We start from the raw sequence: 18,168 nt of genomic DNA, 5'->3' as shown, positions 1-18,168 counted from the left end.
CTGCTTACTGCACGGTCGCACGCACGGTTTCCTCGTACTTGGCGCCCTGCGTGTTCACCGCGTAGATGTCGAACTGGTAGGTGCCCGCGGCCAGGTTGAGGGTCGTGCTGAGCTGGGTGCTGGTGGTCTCGGTGTACATCTTGCCGTTATTGACCCACACTTCCATGCGGGCCAGCGTGCCCACGATGTTGGCCGTAGCGACGACCTGTACCGGCGAGTGCACAGTCGAGGCGTTGACGGGGCTGCACACGTTGACGCTGGGCGATGAGGGCGCAGCGCATCCGTTGGAGGTGCCTACCGTGGCATAGGTCGTCGTCTCCCACAAGTTACCCGCGGTGTTAGCCGCGTAGATGTCGATCTTGTGATAGCCGCTTGCCATGGCAAGGGTTGTGTCGAGACTGGTGCTGGTGGTCTCAGTGAACTTCTTTACGCCATCCACCCAGATCTCCATGCGAGCGAGCGTGCCGGTGATGTTGGCGGCGGCCTGAACCTCGACCGGGGAGCCCACGGTAGAGCCATTCGCGGGCTTGCATACGTTCACGCCCGGCGATGCCGGCATGCCGCAGCCTGAGGCGCCGCCCACTGAGAGTGTGAATTTCTTTTGCTGCAGCGTGTTATCCCAGCCGGTTCCGTAGACGGTGATGTTATGGGTGCCGGAGCTGAGGGTAAGCGATTGATCAAGGAAAGAGTAGTCAGAGAAGGCATGGGTGAGTTGCTCGCTGAGTTTCTGGCCGTCGACCCACACGGCCACGGCTCGCATGGGCGTGGGGCCCGCGGCGCTGACCGAAAACTTCAGGGGGGAGTTTGCCGACGAGCCACTGGGTGCACACACATTGATGCCCACGGCCTGATTCGTGGTGCCGCAGCCGGGGAAGGAACTGCCCGTGGTGCTATTGGTCAGCAGCACGAACTCCTGGGGCGGTGCTCCGCTGACGGGTGCCGCAGCCGTCCACTGGGTGAAGATCAGGTCCGGTTTGGTGCCTTGGGTACTCTTGATTGCCATCATGTCCCCGCCGGCATAGTACGAGCTGCTATAGACGTCCTGATCGGATCCGACCGCGCCGCTTCCTGTTCCGGGCCGGATTACAAACGTTTCGGGGCCGGCGCCGAAGTTGCTGCAGGGCTCCTGCGCGTACGCTAGGTCGTTGACGCCATCGCCATTGAAATCGGCCACCTGGATGCCGTGGGGGCAGGCCGTGGTGCCGATCGTACTAAAGGTGAGGGCTCGGCTGCCGGTGCCGCTGAACACCGCGATCTGTGGACTGAATGTGGTGGTGCCACTCACTCCGTATACGGTTCGATACATCAGGATGTCGCTCTTGCCGTCGTTGTTGAAGTCGCCGACCGGGTTCATAACCGAGTCATAGCGGTCGTCATCGCCGTTGGGGTCGGTGATCTTATAGGGCGATGCCAGGTGGCCCTTGCCGTCGCCATACCAGATCTGCACAGTGGTGGGTCCCTGGTAATTCTGAACCACCGCGACATCCGGCTTGCCGTCGCCGTCAAAATCCCCGGTCAGAATGGACGTCGGCGAGATGACGCCGGAGGTGACGCTGCTCGCAGTACCGCCGCTCCCGTAGGTATTCAACATCCAGACCTGCAGGCTGGAGGTGGCGCCATTGCCGGAGGCGATGATCACATCGGTGATGTTGTCGTGATTCATATCCGCCGCGGTAATCGCTACCGGGTTCGCATCCGTAGCCAGGTCTGACGAACCGGTGAATGTGCCGCCGCCTTTATTGATCCAGACATGCACCACCTTCGCCTGGTAGTCGAGGGCAGCGTAATCCAGCTTTCCATCGCCATTGAAATCGCCCGTCACAATCTGCTGGCCCAGGGGTGTGGCCAGGGCAATCGGAGCGTCGTAGGTCCCGTCCCCGTTCGATAGAAACAAATAGTTTGTCCCGCCGCCGTTTGCATTGAACTGTAAGGCGATGAAGTCGTCGCGCCCGTCGCCGTTGAAGTCGCCGCGCGCAACCACTTCCAGCGTATTGTTGGCGCTGTACAGCGTATGCGCGGAAAACGATGATTGCGTCTGTGCGCCCGCCTGGAACGGAACGCACGCAATGGCCAGCGCTGACAATGTCAGCGCGCTGTATCCTGGGGAAAACCGCATGGGGAAGGTACTCCTTTGCCGCGAATGGGCATGGCAGGGAACTTGCGCATACGATTGCGCAAATACACCGGAGACATATTCAAGGTCTTCTAAAGGACAAGCGGCCACGTGGGAATCGTTATCTATTCAATGATCGAAGTGACCCGCAACGAGCCATTCCCATAGATTCACGCAGCCGGGGTTGGGGTTGCCGCAAGGTAAGAAGCGGCCGGACACTTCCCTAAAACCGCGCGGCTCGTTCAGCAAGCCGCGAGGGAATGTTTGCGGCAACGCCGCGCCAATCTCGGAAAGGGCAGGAGCGCAGGAGAGTGAGGGCCCCGTCCCCGCGCTCTCGAACAGCACGAAGGCCGGCGCCGTCTTCGTCCCTCTCAGAAGTGGCGGAAGGATTCGCCGGCGCCGGTCCCGGCCGGAATGTTGGGAATTGTGGAGTGCTCGGTGGCGCGCTCCACGCCGCGCTCCAAGGAGCGTGTGACAAGGTCGCGCGAACCGAGGCCGACCGCAAGTGCAAGGGTGAGGACGATCCCGCCGAAGAGGATGCCAAAAGCCAGTGCTACGATGTGCCCGCCGATCTCCAGGTGATCGAGCACCATCGCGGCAGTGAGGACCAGCACCAGCCATTTCACTCCCAGGGATAGGAAGCGTGCGTACTGAAGCTGGGCGTTCACTGCGCTGATGAGCACCGATCGTGCGAGGAAGCGGGCGACCAGCGTGCCGACCAGCAGCACGATCAGAGCGCCAATGGCATGAGTGACGTAGGGAAGCAACAGGATGGGCACGTTCGAGGCGCTGGAATAGGAGGCATCAAAGGCCGAGACGCCGATGACGAGGCCGAGCAGCACACAGGTCCAGAAGGAGGCCCGGGCGAACAACTCGGTGGGCGAACTGGAGGGTGTCCAGTCGGCGCGGTTGCGCGTGAGGCGCTCGTCGAAGCGGACCCAGACCAGCAGCCGGCGCATCATGGCGGAGACGCCCATACCCAGCAGGGTGAAGATGAAGACGGCGACGAAGAACGCGAGAATGCCGGGCAGGACCGCGAGCAGGAGCGAAAGGACGCGATAGAAGGAGTTCTGGAGCGAGCCGGTGACGTGGTGCCACATGGAGACGTTATCGGAGTAGAGCGGCGGATTCGCATCCGCCAGCCGTGAGGTCAGCCCGCGAAGCAGGGGAATCGGCAAAGAAGACGGAGTATGCACGTGAAAGCCTCCTTGCATCTCTGTTGCGATCAACCGGATTGGATGGAAGCCGTTCATAAGAGAACCAGGAACAGATTCAGCCCGGGTCATATTCAGAAAAGTCATGGGTTAAACCGGTCAGGCCAGCGCCAGCGCGAGACGAGGTACGGTTTGTCGGCGTCGAAGGCCGCAGCCACGGCTTCAATGTGTCGCTCCGGATCCACGCCCGACGCGGTGACGTTGATGTGTCCCGCCACCCAGGCCAGGTAAAGCGGAATAAGCGCTCCCAGCAAATGGCCGCGGTTGATGGTACGCAAGCGGAAGGCGACTACGAAATCGTAGACGATGCGCGCCCAGAGGTTTTCCGGCATGCGGAAGCTGACGGGCTCCAGGAAAGAGAGGCGTTTTAGGCCCAGCAGAGAATGAGGCGGCAGCACCAGCGACCAGATTTCCTGGAGGTTGCTGTAGGCCAGGCGGAAGCCTTCAATCATGGATGCCACGTCTGAGGCGCTCTCGGCGGCACGGGGAACCGCCGGCGCTGCAACACGGGCCGGAGCGAGGCGTCGGGGGCGCTGCCAGTAAGCCGCCTTGGCCTCGATGTCGGAGAACAGCGACCCGGCCACGGTGGCGAGGATGTTGCGAATATCGGGGTCGGGCGGCTGCGGGATGCTCCGGGTGCCGGCGTCGATTTCAGTGAGGGTGTGGCCGGCGACCACGGCTTCAGAGATGGGCCACAGGATGGCATCGTCCTGGCCGATAGTGGTGAACCGCTGGGCGGCGGCGGCCATGCGGTCTGCCATGCGCGGAGACAGGCCTAGATCAATCGCGAGGGGGAAGCGGGCGCGCGTGGCGAAGAGGGCCCGGTTAAGCGGATAAATGATGGCGGAGTTGACAAGGCCGGTGTGGGGCGGCAGGTCGTAGTGAGGAAGAGCCAGGTCGGCTGAGCCGCTGAGCACAGCCTGGGAAATATTGCGCAGAGCGGAAGAGCTCATGGAGCCCGATTCGGGCCCGAGCATGAGGATGGCGCGGGCTTCGTGTTTTCGGGCGAGTTCGGCGGCGCTGATGAAGTCGGCGGCGGTAAGGGTCCAGGACATGCGCGTGGCGGGTGCGTCCACAAGGCGCAGTGGGGGGTAGGCGTCGGCGGCAACTCCGTTCTGGGTGGCGACTAGCAGTTCCTCCGGGGCCACAAAGGAGGTGAGCCGGTTGACGGTGCTTTCAAGCTGGTCGTTGGGCAGTGGCGGAAGCAGGGCAAGGAGCGCATAGCCGCTGGGGGCCTGCGGGCGGGAAAGATCGGAAATGGGATCTGCTGTCGCCATAGAGAACACGTTGGGACTGCTGAGCACGCCTGCTGCTAGTCAAGAAAAAGGACGCCGCTCAGTGGGATGCGCAGCCAGGCAGGCCGGTTGTTGAGCTCATAGAGCAGCTCGTAAAGCGCTTTTTCAAGCACATAGGCAGAGTACAAAGCATGCGCGCGGCCAGGTTCAGGGAGAAGATCCGGTCTGGTTCCCATCTCCGCCTGATAGGCCCGCAGGAACTCAGAAACTGCAGCCGATTCCCAGGCGTGAGCCCAGCTCGCCAGGTTTTCCGCAGCGGCCTCGCGATCGGGATGTGCCGCGCGGAACTGATCGAGCCCCGAGCTTGCCGCGTACGAGAATGAGCGTACCATTCCCGCGACGTCTTTCAGAGGCGATTGCTTGCGGCGGCGCTCGTAAAGCGGGCGGGCCGGCTCGCCTTCGAAGTCGAGCAGGATGAAGTCTCCACCGGACGGGCTGGAGTCCGACCCGGTACGCAGGGTCTGGCCGAGATGGTAGTCGCCGTGTATGCGGATTTTCTTTCCGGCGGCTTCGCCGGCGGCGATGGAGTGGGCACGCGCCAGCAGGTCGCGCCGGCGGGCGAGCAGATGGGCGGCGTCATCGGCGACGTCGTCCGGGAGGCTGGCCAGCTTGTTGCGAAGGGCATCGAATGTGGACCTGAGCTGGTCCTCAATGCGGAGGGCATCGCGTCTGAGGTCCTCAGCGCTGAAGGGCTCGGAGGAGAAGGACGGATTGTCGTTAGCGATGGCAAGCGCGAGGTGCATCTCGGCAGTGCGGCGGCCCAGGAGCGATGCGGCTTCAACAGTGGACCGCGCGTGCTCGCGGAGTTCAACGGGTGTTTCGGGCAGAGACGTCCAGCCGGTGTGCGCTGCCTGAGGCGGCGCAGGAACGGAAATCACAGCCGCGAAAAACTCTGAGAGCTGATGCAGGAACCACTCCCAGCCGTCGCCCTGGTTGGCGACAAGGCTCTGTAGCATGGCGACCGTGGTTTTTTCGCCCGCGGAGGGAGTGATGGTGATTTCGCCCAGAAAAGGCGGGATGTTCCGGAAATGCGTCTTCTCGGTGAGGAAACGGCCTATCTCGACGTCGGGGTTTTCTCCCGACTGAAGGCGCCTGAAAATCTTGAGGATGAGTTTGTCGTTGTAAAGGATCGACGTGTTTGACTGCTCGGCGGAGCCCACGCGGGCGCGCAGATGCTGCTCGCCGCGCTCGAACGCAAATGCGCGTGAAGGAGCCGCATGGAGGACCCCGGTGCGGGTCTGGCGCTCTCCTGCGGAGGGGGATTCGCGAGGCTGCAGCCGCGGGGTGTTGGATCCGGGAAGGGGCGCAGGGTTCTCCGAGCGTGGCGGGGCCGCGGCCTCGCCGGGCTGAGCGGTGAGTGGCAGCGGCTCAACAGACATGCCGGCCAAAGGATGGGGCACCACGTTTTCAGAGTTTTCGGCGTGGGCAGATGGGGCGGGGGGTGCGACAGCGGGCACGCCGGAGTCGCTGGGGAAAACTTCATGGGGGCGCAGGTGGACCATGCCTGGCGCCGATTGATTATGCGTGGCGCGTTCAGGGTGCGCAAGCAGTTCCTCTGCCTCCCCGTTTTCTGCGGCCTGCCGCGCGGAGTGGCCGCTGGCTGAGGCGGCAAGGGAGGCGGCGACCTCTACGGCCGCGGACCGCAGGTTAGAAAGCTCAAGAGAGGCGCCGCGTTCGATCATGCTCAGCAGAACCTGACGGAAATCTTCGCGGCCGCTGGCATCGTGGAGAACACCTGTTCCGGTGGGGGTGGCCATGGTGGAGATGACGCTGAGTGGACGTTCGGCCGTTATCTTCTCGCCCGTGGCCCCGGTCGAGAACGCCAATGGAACCTGGTAGACGTCGCACTGGTTTTCGCCGTAATTCACCTCCACGTAGAACACGGCTGGCGGGACCGAACTGTCGGCGGGGAGATCGGAGGCGGGCAGCAGCTCAGTATTGGCGGCGATGGGGGCGGGCATTTCCACCCATTCAAGAACTTTAACGTTGAGGATCTTGCGCGTCTTGGCTCCGAACCAGCGCTGGCGCTGCAGCCACGGCGGAAGGGCCGATTCGATCAGAGCAAGTCCATGGCCGGCGATAAATCCCGCCCAGCTCCTGGTGAGGAGATCCAGGGCGGCCGGTTCCTCCGACCGCAGATCCTGCGAGCTTTCCGCCAGGATGTCGGGCGCCAACTCTGGTTTTGCGGCGGCGGGCTGCAGTTCAAGCCACAAGAACGAGTAGGGGGCGAGGGAAAGCTTGTAGGGGTCGAGGGTGACGGCCGGGAACTGCACATAGCCGATCATCTCCACTGGCTCCATGCCGACCCAGGCGGAAAGGTCGAGCGAAACAGGTTGCGCGAAGCGGCTGAGGTTGGCGACGCAGAGAATAGTCTCGTGGGTACCGTCGCCGCGGTCCAGATCGCGGATATACGCGAGGACCTTGCGGTTTTCAGGATTGAGAAACAGCAGGGCTCCGCGCCCGAAGACCTGGAACAGCTTGCGCAGCGCAATCATGTTGCGGGTCCAGTGCAGCAGGCTGGACTGGTCGCTGAGCTGGGCCTCGACGTTTACCACCTGGTAGCCGTAGATGGGGTCCATGATGACGGGGAAGTAGAGGCGGGCAGGATCGCAGCGGGAGAAGCCGGCATTGCGATCGGAAGACCACTGCATGGGGGTGCGGACGCCGTTGCGGTCGCCGAGATAGATGTTGTCGCCCATGCCGATCTCGTCGCCGTAATAAAGGATCGGCGTACCGGGGAAGCTCAGCAGGAGCGAGTTGAGCAGCTCAATACGGCGGCGATTATTGTCGACCAGGGGCGCGAGGCGCCGGCGAATGCCGACATTTACCCTCATGCGCGGGTCGGCCGAATAGGCGAAGTACATGTAGTCGCGCTCGTCGTCGGTGACCATCTCGAGGGTGAGCTCGTCGTGGTTGCGCAGAAAGAGGCCCCACTGGCAGTTGTCGGGGATGGGCGGAGTTTGCGCCATGATGTCGGTGATGGGCAGGCGGTCTTCCTGACGCAACGCCATGTAGATGCGCGGCATGAGCGGGAAGTGGAACGCCATGTGGCACTCGTCGCCGTCGCCAAAGTAGGGGCGCACGTCGGCCGGCCACTGATTGGCCTCTGCCAGGATGAGGCGGTTGGAATAGAGTTCGTCGATGGCGGCGCGAATCTTCTTGATCTTCTCGTGGGTGTCGGGAAGGTTTTCGCAGTTGGTGCCATCGCGCTCGACGAGGTAGGGAATAGCGTCGAGGCGCAGCGCGTCGACTCCCATGTCGAGCCAGAAGCGCATGGCCTTCAGCACTTCATCCATCACCCGCGGGTCGTCGAAGTTCAAGTCGGGCTGGTGCGAAAAGAAGCGGTGCCAGTAGTAGGCTTTGGCGACCTCATCCCACGTCCAGTTGGATTTCTCCGTGTCGGTAAAGATGATGCGGGCATCTTTGAATCGCTGGTCTGTGTCCGACCAGACGTACATGTCGCGTTCGGGCGACCCAGGCGGGGCTTGGCGGGCGGCCTTGAACCAGGGGTGCTGGTCGCTGGTGTGGTTGATAACCAGCTCGATCATCACCTGCATACCGCGCTTGTGGGCGGCGTCGAGGAAAGCCTTGAAGTCGGCCAGAGTTCCGTACGACGGGTTCACGTCCACGTAATTGGCGATGTCGTAGCCATCGTCGCGGAGCGGCGACGGAAAGAACGGCAAGAGCCACAAGCAGGTGACGCCGAGTTCCTGAAGATAGTCGAGCCTCGACATCAGGCCCGGGAAGTCGCCGATGCCGTCATTATTGGAGTCGGCGAAGGCCCGCACGTGTATCTCATAGATGATCGCGTCTTTGTACCAGAGGGGATCGAGTGCACTGGCGATCTTTTTCACGTTCTCTTGCGTCTCCGGACGGGTGAATCGGCTGGGTAGTGGTTCCGGGGATTGCGCGGTAGCCGCAAACATTATTGTGCTCAGCGGACCAGGGCTCTTTCTATTTTGCACGGCGTCAGCACTGCAGCGGCATGAATTTGAATGGTTTAAGTGCGAATTCGGCTTCCGTCCGATGCGCGGAGCCGCCGAATCCGGCCATAAGCGGACAACCGGCGGAGTGTCGGGCATTGGTCCGAGCCATGCTGCTAGAGATGCACCAATCAAACCAGAGGGTTACTTTCAATTCAGGTCCTGCAGAGGCGTTTCAACGTAAACTCTCACGCTTCCAATTCAACCGAAGAAACTACGCCTGAGCGGGCAGCCGGCATCTATGCAGCTACACCCCAGCCAGGGGCCCGGAGAACGCCAGGTGAAGATTGCCCAGGTGCCACCTCTTTATGAGAGCGTGCCCCCCCAGCTTTACGGAGGCACGGAGCGTGTCGTCTCCTACTTGACTGAGGAACTGGTCCGGCAGGGCCATGAGGTGACGCTGTTTGCGAGCGCCGATTCCGAAACGAGGGCCGAACTGCGACCCATCTGCCCCAAGGCGTTGCGGCTCGCCCATCCAGATATTCCCTGCCCGCTGGCGTGGCACGTTTTGCAGGCGGAGATTGTGGCCCAGGAGGCGGACAAGTTCGACGTGATCCACTGCCATGCCGACTTCCTGCTTTTTCCGCAAATACGCTCGGGTCGAATGCCTGCGATCAGCACGATGCACGGACGACTGGACATCACCGATCTTTTCCCACTCTTCCGCGAATTCAGCGACATGCGGCTGGTGTCGATTTCAAATGCGCAGCGTGCGCCCATGCCGTGGGCAAACTGGGAGGCCACCGTACACCACGGTCTGCCCGTCGATGAATTCAGCCCCGGTGACGGCAAAGGCGGATATTTGGCCTTCCTGGGCCGCGTATCGCCGGAAAAGGGTTTGGCGGCGGCTATCCGCATCGCCAAATCCACGCACCTGCCGCTGCGCATCGCGGCCAAGGTTGATCCCGTGGATCAGAAGTACTTTGAAAAGAGCATTCGACCTTTGCTGAACGACCCGCAGATCGAGTTTCTCGGCGAGATTGGCGATGACCAAAAGAGCCAGTTCCTGTCCAACGCCCATGCCGTCTTGTTTCCAATCAATTGGCCGGAACCATTTGGCTTAGTGATGATTGAGGCGATGGCCTGCGGCACGCCAGTGATTGCGTTTCCTGGCGGCTCAGTGCCGGAGATTCTCGAAAACGGCGTCACCGGTTTCATCGTTCATAACGTGAAAGCAGCCGCCGAGGCTGTAAGGCGCATCCCCAGCATCAGCCGCAGCCAGTGCCGTGAGGTGTTTGAAACGCGTTTCAGCGCGCGACGCATGTGCGAGGATTACGTTCACGTTTACGAAAAGGTGGCCGAGCAGGCAACAGCCGAGGCCGCCTGAGCGCTTTCTTAGGGAGCAGGATTCATGCCATTGCTCAAAAACTCGATCAGCAAAGACGTCATCGAGGTAGGACAGCAGTTTTATATCAGCGCCAACTCTTCACTTGCTGACGACCGCACCCGGGTTCTGCTGCATGGGGACACGTTCTCAGTCTTCGATCGCAGCGGTGATATTCAGCCGGTAGGGTCAGGGCAGCAGGGGATCTTCCATCTCGAAATGCGCCATCTGTCCCGGCTGGAGCTGAAGCTCTGCGGAGTGAGGCCGCTGCTGCTGAGCTCGACAATCCGCGAGGATAATGTGCTGTTCGCGGTGGATCTGACTAACCCCGATGTGACGCTGCCCTCCGGGGACGAACTGCTGCGGGGCACCCTGCACATCTACAGGACCAAATTCCTGAGCGACGGGGTGTGCCACGATCGCCTCACGGTTCACAACTACAACCAGGTGCCCATCGACATAGAGCTCTCCCTGGAGTTCGACGCGGATTTCGCCGACATCTTCGAAATTCGCGGCGAGAAGCGAAAGCGTAGAGGCGAGATCCTGGCGGAAGAGACAGATCGTACCGGGCTGTCCATGGCATACGAGGGGCTGGATCGGATCCGGCGCACCACGCGCGTGGAATGCTCCGATCCGGAGTGCAAGCCGTACGAGGGAGGCATTCGGATTCCGCTGCACTTGGAGGCGCATGGCGAGCGGGTGCTCGATGTGCGGGTAGAGTGCCTGCGTGAGGACCTCGATATCCATGTGCAGCCGTACGATCAGGCTCTGCAGGAGCTGGTGCATGAGCGCGCGGCCGGACCGTTGGCCGACGTCGGCGTGCATACATCGAACGAGCGATTCAATGCATGGCTCCGCCGCTCGCAGTCAGACCTGGCAATGATGATCACGAAGACGCCGTTCGGCCCTTATCCCTACGCAGGGGTCCCCTGGTACAGCACCATCTTCGGGCGGGACGGGATTATCACGGCGCTCGAACTGCTGTGGCTTGCGCCCGAGGTGGCGCGTGGCGTGCTTTCGTATCTGGCGGCGACGCAGGCCACCAGCTTTGATCCGGAGCGCGACGCGGAGCCGGGTAAGATTCTGCATGAGCTGCGCAAGGGCGAGATGGCGGAGCTGCGTGAGGTGCCGTTCGGGCGCTACTACGGCACCGTGGACGGCACGCCTCTGTTTCTCATGCTCGCCGCGGCCTACTACGAGCGCACCGCGGACGAGGAGTTTTTGCGGAGTATCTGGCCGAATGTTCTGGCCGCCCTGGAGTGGATCGACCGCTATGGCGATCGCGACGGCGACGGCTTCGTGGAGTACGCGCGCCGGAACGATAACGGGTTGGTGCAGCAGGGCTGGAAGGATTCGAACGACTCGGTGTTCCACAGCGACGGTAAGCTGGCGGTTGGGCCGATCGCGCTGTGCGAGGTGCAGTCGTACGTGTACGCGGCGAAGTGCGGGATTGCCAAGGTGGCATGCGATCTGGGCCAGTCCACGCTGGCGGACACCCTGGAGCAGGAGGCGGCGGAACTGAAGCACAATTTCCAGCAGGCGTTCTGGTCGCACGACCTGTCTTTGTTTGTGCTGGCGCTGGATGGCGAAAAGAAGCCGTGCCGGGTGCGCAGTTCGAACGCAGGGCACTGCCTGTTCTCCGGTATTGCCAGCCACGCGCAGCAGCGCTCCGTGAGCCAGGCGATGCGCGAGCCGGCGTTTTACTCGGGCTGGGGCATCCGCACCATAGTGACGGGCGAGAAGCGCTTCAACCCGATGGCGTACCACAATGGATCCATGTGGCCGCATGACAACGCGGTGATTGCTTGGGGCTCGCTGCGTTCGCAGGATAAGGAGCTGGCCCTGGCGGTACTCTCGGGTCTTTTCGACCTGTCGGACAAAGTGAACCTGCACCGTCTACCGGAGCTCATCTGCGGCTTCGCGCGCCGGCCGGGAAAAGGGCCGACCTCATACCCCGTGGCGTGCAGCCCGCAGGCCTGGGCGGCGGGGGCGGTGTTCATGGTGCTGCAGGCCTGCCTGGGACTGGAGATTCGCGCGAAGGAGCAGAAGCTGTTCCTGCATCACTCCAGGCTGCCGGAGTCGTTGCAACAGGTGCGAATCGAGAATCTGCGCGTGGGCAATGCGTGCGTGGATCTGTCATTCGAGCGCTATGCGGAGACGGTGGGTGTGAATATCGTCAGGCGCAGCGGGCACCTGGAAATTATTGCGCTGCGGTAATCCAGGGAGCCGGTTTCGCAAAGGCTTTGTACGCGCTCCCCTCATTGGTTGCGGAAAAACTCTCCTGGCCAAAGTCTTGAAGCCGACGAATGTGCCAACGTTGCGGGACATTCGTCGCTCATCCCTTTGCTCAAGGAAAGGGCAGTTGCAGACGACCTGGATCGAGACGATCTGCCCGAGAGCCGCGCCGCAATTTAGAATCACATCCGATGCGCATTGCTTACCTTGATTGTTTTTCCGGAATCAGCGGCGACATGTTGCTGGGTGCCATGGTGGATGCCGGCTTGCCCCTCGACTTTCTGCAGCAGACCGCAACGAGCCTCAACGTCGGCGCACGAATCCAGGCCGGCAAAGTCATGCGCGGCGGCATCACCGGAACCAAGGTGGATGTGCTGACCGAAGACGACTTCCCATCACACCCAGGCGCCGGCCACGACCACGCTCACCAACATGAACACGAACATGATCACGATCATGCGCATGCACACAAACCCAGCCACTCGCATCACGATCATGACCACGATCACGGCCACACGCACAGCCATGTCCACGAGCATCGCTCTCTCTCGAGCATCCTCGGCATCATTGCCGCAGCCCCGCTCGAGGAGCCTGTAAAAGACCGCGCCTCCCGCGCGTTTCTCCTTCTGGGCGAGGCTGAAGCCGCCGTTCACTCCATGCCCGTCGAGCAGGTTCACTTCCACGAAGTCGGCGCTGTCGATACCATCGTCGACATCGTGTGCGCCGCAGCCGGCGCGGCCCACCTAAGGATCGATCGCTGGATTGCCTCGCCCCTCAACGTGGGCAGCGGAACCGTGGAGTGCGCTCACGGCACGCTGCCCGTTCCAGCTCCTGCCACGCTCAAATTGCTGGGCGAGGCACCGGTATACGCTGCCGGACCGCCCATGGAGCGCGTGACGCCTACGGGCGCCACCATTCTGCGCATGCTCGATGTGCGATACGCGCACCTGCCGCAGCTTCAGATCCACGCATCCGGTTACGGCGCTGGCGGACGCGATACCCGCGGCCAGCCCAACCTGCTCCGTCTCATGGTCGGCGAAGCGCGCGAAGCTGAAAACGCAGACGCCGCAACAGAACCCATCGCCATACTCGAAACCGTCATCGATGACGCCACCCCGCAGCTTCTGGCCCATGTAAGCGAGCTCCTGCTCGAACTCGGCGCGTGGGATGTCTACCGCATCCCCGTGCAGATGAAGAAGGGCCGCACCGGCGTGCAGTTCACAGTGCTGTGCTCGCCTGACCAGCTGCCCGCATTGCGGGAAATCGTTTTGCGCGAGACCACCACCATCGGCGTACACTGGCGCATCGAGAACAAGGTCGCCCTGCGACGCGAATTCGTCGAGGTCAGCACGCCCTGGGGCACCGTGAGGATGAAGGTGGCCAGCGACTCATCGAGCCAAGTCCTCAACGTCGCGCCGGAATACGAGGACTGCCGCCGCATCGCCAACGCAAACAAGGTTCCTCTCAAGCGCGTAATGCAGCAAGCGACGCAGGCTTGGGCCGCAGCACACGATCGAGAAGGATAATGACGCGGATCCCGTTCTTGATTGTCGTTGGATTGCTCACCGCCTGCACCATGGCACAGGCGCAGCAACCGCCCCACATCCCCAAACCACAGCCTGAGCCAAAGAAAGTGCATGGCGAGGGCTGCGTTGAAACCGGCGTGGATGCGCGCTGCCTCATTGTGCGCGACCTGCGCGCCGGCAAGCTCTACAACATCCTGGTGGGCGACCCACGCCCCAACCCCGGCGAGGGTATCGAATTCACCGGCACGCTGCAGCAGGGCGCCAACATCTGCATGCAGGGCGCGGCCATTCAGGTGGAGCACTGGGCGCGCAAAGAGAGCATCAAGTGCCGCCATACGCCCGCGCCTCACAAATAATCCGCATCTCAGTCCAGTACTGAAGAACCCAGGAGTCCTCAAATGGAACGCGCCCAGCTTGAAGCGCTGCTCAATGAAGTTCGCGAAGGCCGCACCGACATCCCCGATGCGCTGGAGCGCCTGCGTGTGTTGCCCTTCGAGGACATGGGATTTGCCAAGCTCGACCATCATCGCCCCCTGCGCACCGGCATGCCGGAGGTCATCTTCGCCTCCGGAAAGACCATCGAACACGTCACAGCCATCTTCGTCCGCATGGCCCAGGCCGGCGGCAACGTGCTGGCGACCCGCGTCTCGCCTGAATGCGCTCAATCCGTGCTGGCGGCCGAGCCGCGTGCCACCTATCACCAGGCCGCCCGCTGCATGACGCTCGAACAGGCAACGGCGCCCGCAGGTAAGGGAACCGTGGCAGTGGTTTGCGCCGGCACCAGCGATTTGCCCATCGCCGAGGAGGCAGCCGTGACCGCGCGCCTGATGGGCAACACTGTCGAACTCATTGCCGACGTAGGTGTGGCCGGCATCCACCGCCTTCTCGCCCAGCGCACTTCGCTGCAGTCCGCGCGCGTGCTCATCGTCTGCGCAGGCATGGAAGGTGCCCTGCCCACCGTCGTCGGCGGCCTAGTCAACGCCCCGGTAATCGCAGTGCCCACAAGCGTGGGCTACGGAGCCAGCTTTGGCGGTCTGGCCGCCTTGCTCGGCATGCTCAATACCTGTTCGCCCAACGTCTGCGTGGTGAATATCGATAACGGTTTTGGCGCGGCCTGCATGGCCACGCTCATAAACCGAATGTAATCCGCCCGCACGCCTCGTATTCGATCTAGACCAAAAGGGGCCGCATGGCGTCCCACCGACATGCGGCCCAGGTGCGAGCACAGACCGTTGCGGCCTGTGAACAGCATCCTACGCAATTGCCATTCCATCTACACCTAGGTGATTCACTGGTTTTTCGCAAGTCGCAATCCCGGGGGACCTGTAACTCCAGAGGAGCTTCCTTATGCGCCGGTTGCAAGCCGCGCCAGAATGGTTCAGCTTGGAGAACGTACCGCGCCCTCGCACCATACGCCGCTTCGTCAAACCTCAAACCGTAGCGGTTCTGTGGTTATCTAAACGCATTTATTGCACCCGAAAGACCTTTGGGGCGACAGTCAGGCGAAAATGCACGTCCAACCATAAGTGACCTTCTTTGATGCTGGGCCCGTCGCAGCCACCGCGGGCGGCAAGAAATCTTCGACTCTGCACTGGCTGGCCCATCTTGGCGCTTTCGGCGTCTTCTCGGTCTCATTAGTTGACGCAACCATCATCCCGCTGGCTATTCCCGGAAGTACTGACCTGTTGCTACTGTGGCTCATCTCCAACGGGGGCAGCCCATATCTCTTGGTGGGTAGCGGTGTCGCCGGTAGCCTGATCGGCGGGTGGACCACTTGGCGGCTGGGCAAGAAAGGTGGGGAGGCAGCCCTCCACCGCTATGTGCCCAAGCGGCAGCAACAAAGGGTGCAGGGTTGGTCCCAGAAACACCCCATTCTCGTCGTCTTCCTTCCCGCCATCCTTCCGCCGCCCATTCCACTGTGGCCGTTTCTGCTCGCGGCTGGAGCCCTGGGGGCAAGCTGGCAGCGCTTCCTCACCGCCTTCGGCCTGGGCCGACTCCTGCGCTACAGCCTTGTGGGTTGGTTAGCCGTCACCTATGGGCGCCACATGGTCAAACTCTGGGCCGCTACCCTGGATAAGTGGTCCACCCCCGTTCTCTGCATCTTCCTCACCCTTACCGCAGCCGGGCTTGCATTCAGCCTCTGGAAACTCCGCCGGGCCAAGTGCGCAGAAGATGCTGGCACTTCCGGCGAAGCCACTACCCAAAACCGATCCGGAGCAACCGCTGCCTAGCCGCAGCTACTCTCACCTGACATGACGCGTTCTCTCGAAGAGGCAAACGATCTCTCTGCACTGGACGCTAAGGTCCTGAGGGAGATTCATACCGACGGGTGGCAGATCACCGGTGTGCTGGCGCGCGAGCCCGAGAGTAGCCCCGACTTCGCCTACTCCATCGGCTTCTTCCACTCCATGGGCCACCCCGAAGTCATACTCTTCGGTCTGCCGCTCGACACCTGCATGCGCGCCGTCAACGTCATTGGCATCGATATCCAGAACGGCATGCAATTCCAGGCCGGCGATCCATACGAGGGAATCCTCCAGCGGCCCCACCGGGTCTGCTTCCGCGAAGTCGATCGCAAACTCTACCAGGATTACGTAGGCTACGCCCTCTGGTTTTACGAGGCCGACCCGTTCCCCCTTTATCAGTGCTTCTGGAGCGACGAGTCCGGGCGCTTCCCTTGGGACCAGCGCTGCAGCGCCTGGTGCCGCGAAGGGCAGCCAATCCTCTTCCAGAGGTAATCCCGCAGGGCACCGGGCCCCGGCCCTGGCCGGTCTGAGGCCCCACGCTCCCCGGTTCACGATGCAAAACGCCTTACGGCCCCTCGTAGATTGCATGAACCCTGCAGCTACCAACCTGAATCTAAACCGCAGAACAGGAATCCGGCTCAAGCGGGCCGGCACCTTCGGCCGTGCCAAGGTTTCCCCGCAGCAACCTGCCAACGACGCAGCATCGTGTGCGAACCCATAGAAACGCTGCGGCGCTGCAGTCTCAGACCTTTTTTCTAGACCTGAACGAGTTTCGTTAAGGAGACGTTTTTTGCCCGAAGCTCAATCCACGGTGACCGCCGTAAATCCCGCCCTGCAGGCTGCCTGGAAGCCGCGAACCAATCCGTGGCTGATCGCGGCCACGGTAGCGCTGGCCGCTTTCATGGAGGTGCTCGACACCTCCATCGCCAACGTCGCCCTGCCTCACATCGCCGGCAACCTGGGCGCCAGCATCGACCAGGGCACCTGGGTCTTGACCAGCTACTTGGTCTCCAACGCCATCGTGCTTCCCCTCGGCGCCTGGGCCTCGAGCGTCATGGGCCGCCGCAATTTCTTTCTTGCCTGTCTCGTCATCTTCACCGTCGCCAGCTTCCTCTGCGGCATCGCCCCCACGCTGCCCCTCCTGATCGTCTTCCGCGTCCTGCAGGGCGCCGGCGGTGGCGGCTTGCAGCCCATGGCACAGGCAATCATGGCCGATTCATTTGAGCCCCACAAACGCGGCCAGGCATTTGCGCTGTACGGCCTCGTCGCTGTGCTTGCTCCCTCGATCGGACCCACCCTCGGCGGATGGATCACCGACAACTACTCCTGGCGCTGGATTTTCTTCATCAACATCCCGGTGGGCCTGCTAGCCTTCGTCCTGGTTACGCGCCTCATTGAAGATCCGCCGTGGATCAAGCCCGATCGAAGCCTGCTGGGGAAGATGGACTACCTGGGCCTGAGCTTTCTCACCATCGCCATGGGCGGCATGCAGATCATGCTCGACAAAGGCGAGGAAAAGGACTGGTTCTCGTCCGGGTTCATCCAGTTCTTCGCGGTGCTCTTCGTGGGCGGAATGATCGCGCTGGTTTTGTGGGAGTTGCACACCAAGAACCCCATCATTAACCTGCGGCTGTTCCGCTATAAAAACTTCGCCATATGCTGCTTCCTGATGGCGTTGGTAGGTGGAGTTCTGAATGCTAACACCGTTCTGCAGCCGCAGTTCATGCAGGAGCTTCTCGGCTATACTGCCACCTCCGCCGGTAAAGCGCTCACCGCCGGAGGTATCGCGCTCGTAGTGGTCATGCCCCTTGCCGGATGGGCGACCAGCAAAATCTCCGCCCGCACCCTCACGGTCTTTGGATTCATCCTCTTCACCTTCACGTTCCGCTACGCCGCCTACGTCACCAGCCTCGATATGACCTTCAGCCAATCCTCGTGGCTGCGCGTCATTCAGATGCTTCCCCTGCCCTTCTGCTTCATCTCGATCACCAACGCCGCCTACGTGGGCATGCCCAAGGAGGAGTCCAACCAGGTTTCGGGCCTCATCAATTTCGCCCGCAACATCGGCGGCAGTATCCTCATCGCCATCACCGGCGCACAAGTCACCAGCCGCTCCCTCTGGCACCAGCAGCACCTGCAGGGTTACATGCAGCCCGGCCAGCCCGGCTATGAGTCGCATCTGGGCGCGCTGCAGGGTTTCTTCAACGGACACTTCGGCGGTTCAAATGGTGC

The 18,168-nt window shown here is 62.0% G+C and carries 12 protein-coding genes; 8 read left to right on the top strand and 4 right to left on the bottom strand.

What is annotated here, in order from left to right; all coding sequences use genetic code 11:
* Positions 1–4: 4 nt before the first annotated feature.
* From VGL22_RS09235 to treS, 4 genes are all read right to left on the bottom strand, one after another.
* The gene (locus VGL22_RS09235) at positions 5–2,116 is read right to left on the bottom strand and encodes an FG-GAP-like repeat-containing protein (protein WP_465266618.1); all 2,112 of its coding nucleotides are present in this window, start codon (positions 2,114–2,116) and stop codon (positions 5–7) included.
* A 368-nt stretch (positions 2,117–2,484) separates the two neighbouring features.
* Positions 2,485–3,309: a hypothetical protein gene (locus tag VGL22_RS09230; RefSeq protein ID WP_465266617.1), complete on the bottom strand. Its 825-nt coding sequence runs from the start codon at positions 3,307–3,309 to the stop codon at positions 2,485–2,487.
* 101 nt (positions 3,310–3,410) lie between these two features.
* Positions 3,411–4,604 carry a hypothetical protein gene (locus VGL22_RS09225; RefSeq protein WP_465266616.1) on the bottom strand — a complete coding sequence of 398 codons (1,194 nt, stop codon included), beginning with the start codon at positions 4,602–4,604 and terminating at the stop codon, positions 3,411–3,413.
* Positions 4,605–4,639: 35 nt separating this feature from the next.
* The gene (gene treS, locus VGL22_RS09220; protein ID WP_465266615.1) at positions 4,640–8,476 is read right to left on the bottom strand and encodes a maltose alpha-D-glucosyltransferase; all 3,837 of its coding nucleotides are present in this window, start codon (positions 8,474–8,476) and stop codon (positions 4,640–4,642) included.
* A gap of 409 nt (positions 8,477–8,885) precedes the next feature.
* On the opposite strand from treS, the gene VGL22_RS09215 reads away from it, so the two are divergent.
* The 8 genes from VGL22_RS09215 to VGL22_RS09180 form a co-directional block, all read left to right on the top strand.
* Positions 8,886–9,932: a glycosyltransferase family 4 protein gene (locus VGL22_RS09215; RefSeq protein WP_465266614.1), complete on the top strand. Its 1,047-nt coding sequence runs from the start codon at positions 8,886–8,888 to the stop codon at positions 9,930–9,932.
* 24 nt (positions 9,933–9,956) lie between these two features.
* Positions 9,957–12,146 (top strand): amylo-alpha-1,6-glucosidase, encoded by a 2,190-nt coding sequence (locus VGL22_RS09210; protein ID WP_465266613.1) that lies wholly within the window; start codon positions 9,957–9,959, stop codon positions 12,144–12,146.
* Between the two features lie 209 nt (positions 12,147–12,355).
* A complete protein-coding gene (gene larC, locus VGL22_RS09205) occupies positions 12,356–13,690 on the top strand; it encodes a nickel pincer cofactor biosynthesis protein LarC (protein WP_465266612.1) in 1,335 nt (444 codons plus the stop codon).
* Positions 13,690–14,046: a hypothetical protein gene (locus tag VGL22_RS09200; RefSeq protein ID WP_465266611.1), complete on the top strand. Its 357-nt coding sequence runs from the start codon at positions 13,690–13,692 to the stop codon at positions 14,044–14,046. The genes larC and VGL22_RS09200 overlap by 1 nt, the downstream gene beginning before the upstream one ends.
* 42 nt (positions 14,047–14,088) lie before the next feature.
* On the top strand, positions 14,089–14,835 hold the full coding sequence (gene larB, locus VGL22_RS09195; RefSeq protein WP_465266610.1) for a nickel pincer cofactor biosynthesis protein LarB: 747 nt from the start codon (positions 14,089–14,091) through the stop codon (positions 14,833–14,835).
* A 381-nt stretch (positions 14,836–15,216) separates the two neighbouring features.
* A complete protein-coding gene (locus VGL22_RS09190; protein WP_465266609.1) occupies positions 15,217–15,921 on the top strand; it encodes a YqaA family protein in 705 nt (234 codons plus the stop codon).
* A 21-nt stretch (positions 15,922–15,942) separates the two neighbouring features.
* Positions 15,943–16,428 carry a DUF4262 domain-containing protein gene (locus tag VGL22_RS09185; protein WP_465266608.1) on the top strand — a complete coding sequence of 162 codons (486 nt, stop codon included), beginning with the start codon at positions 15,943–15,945 and terminating at the stop codon, positions 16,426–16,428.
* Positions 16,429–16,726: 298 nt separating this feature from the next.
* The coding region (locus VGL22_RS09180) for a DHA2 family efflux MFS transporter permease subunit (RefSeq protein ID WP_465266607.1) at positions 16,727–18,168 on the top strand (1,442 nt) is incomplete at its 3' end.

It is taken from the genome of Occallatibacter sp., assembly GCF_036502485.1.
GTDB lineage: Bacteria > Acidobacteriota > Terriglobia > Terriglobales > Acidobacteriaceae > Telmatobacter.
The sequence above is the reverse complement of the archived record's forward strand: the minus strand, read 5'-3'. Positions and strand labels throughout refer to the sequence as shown.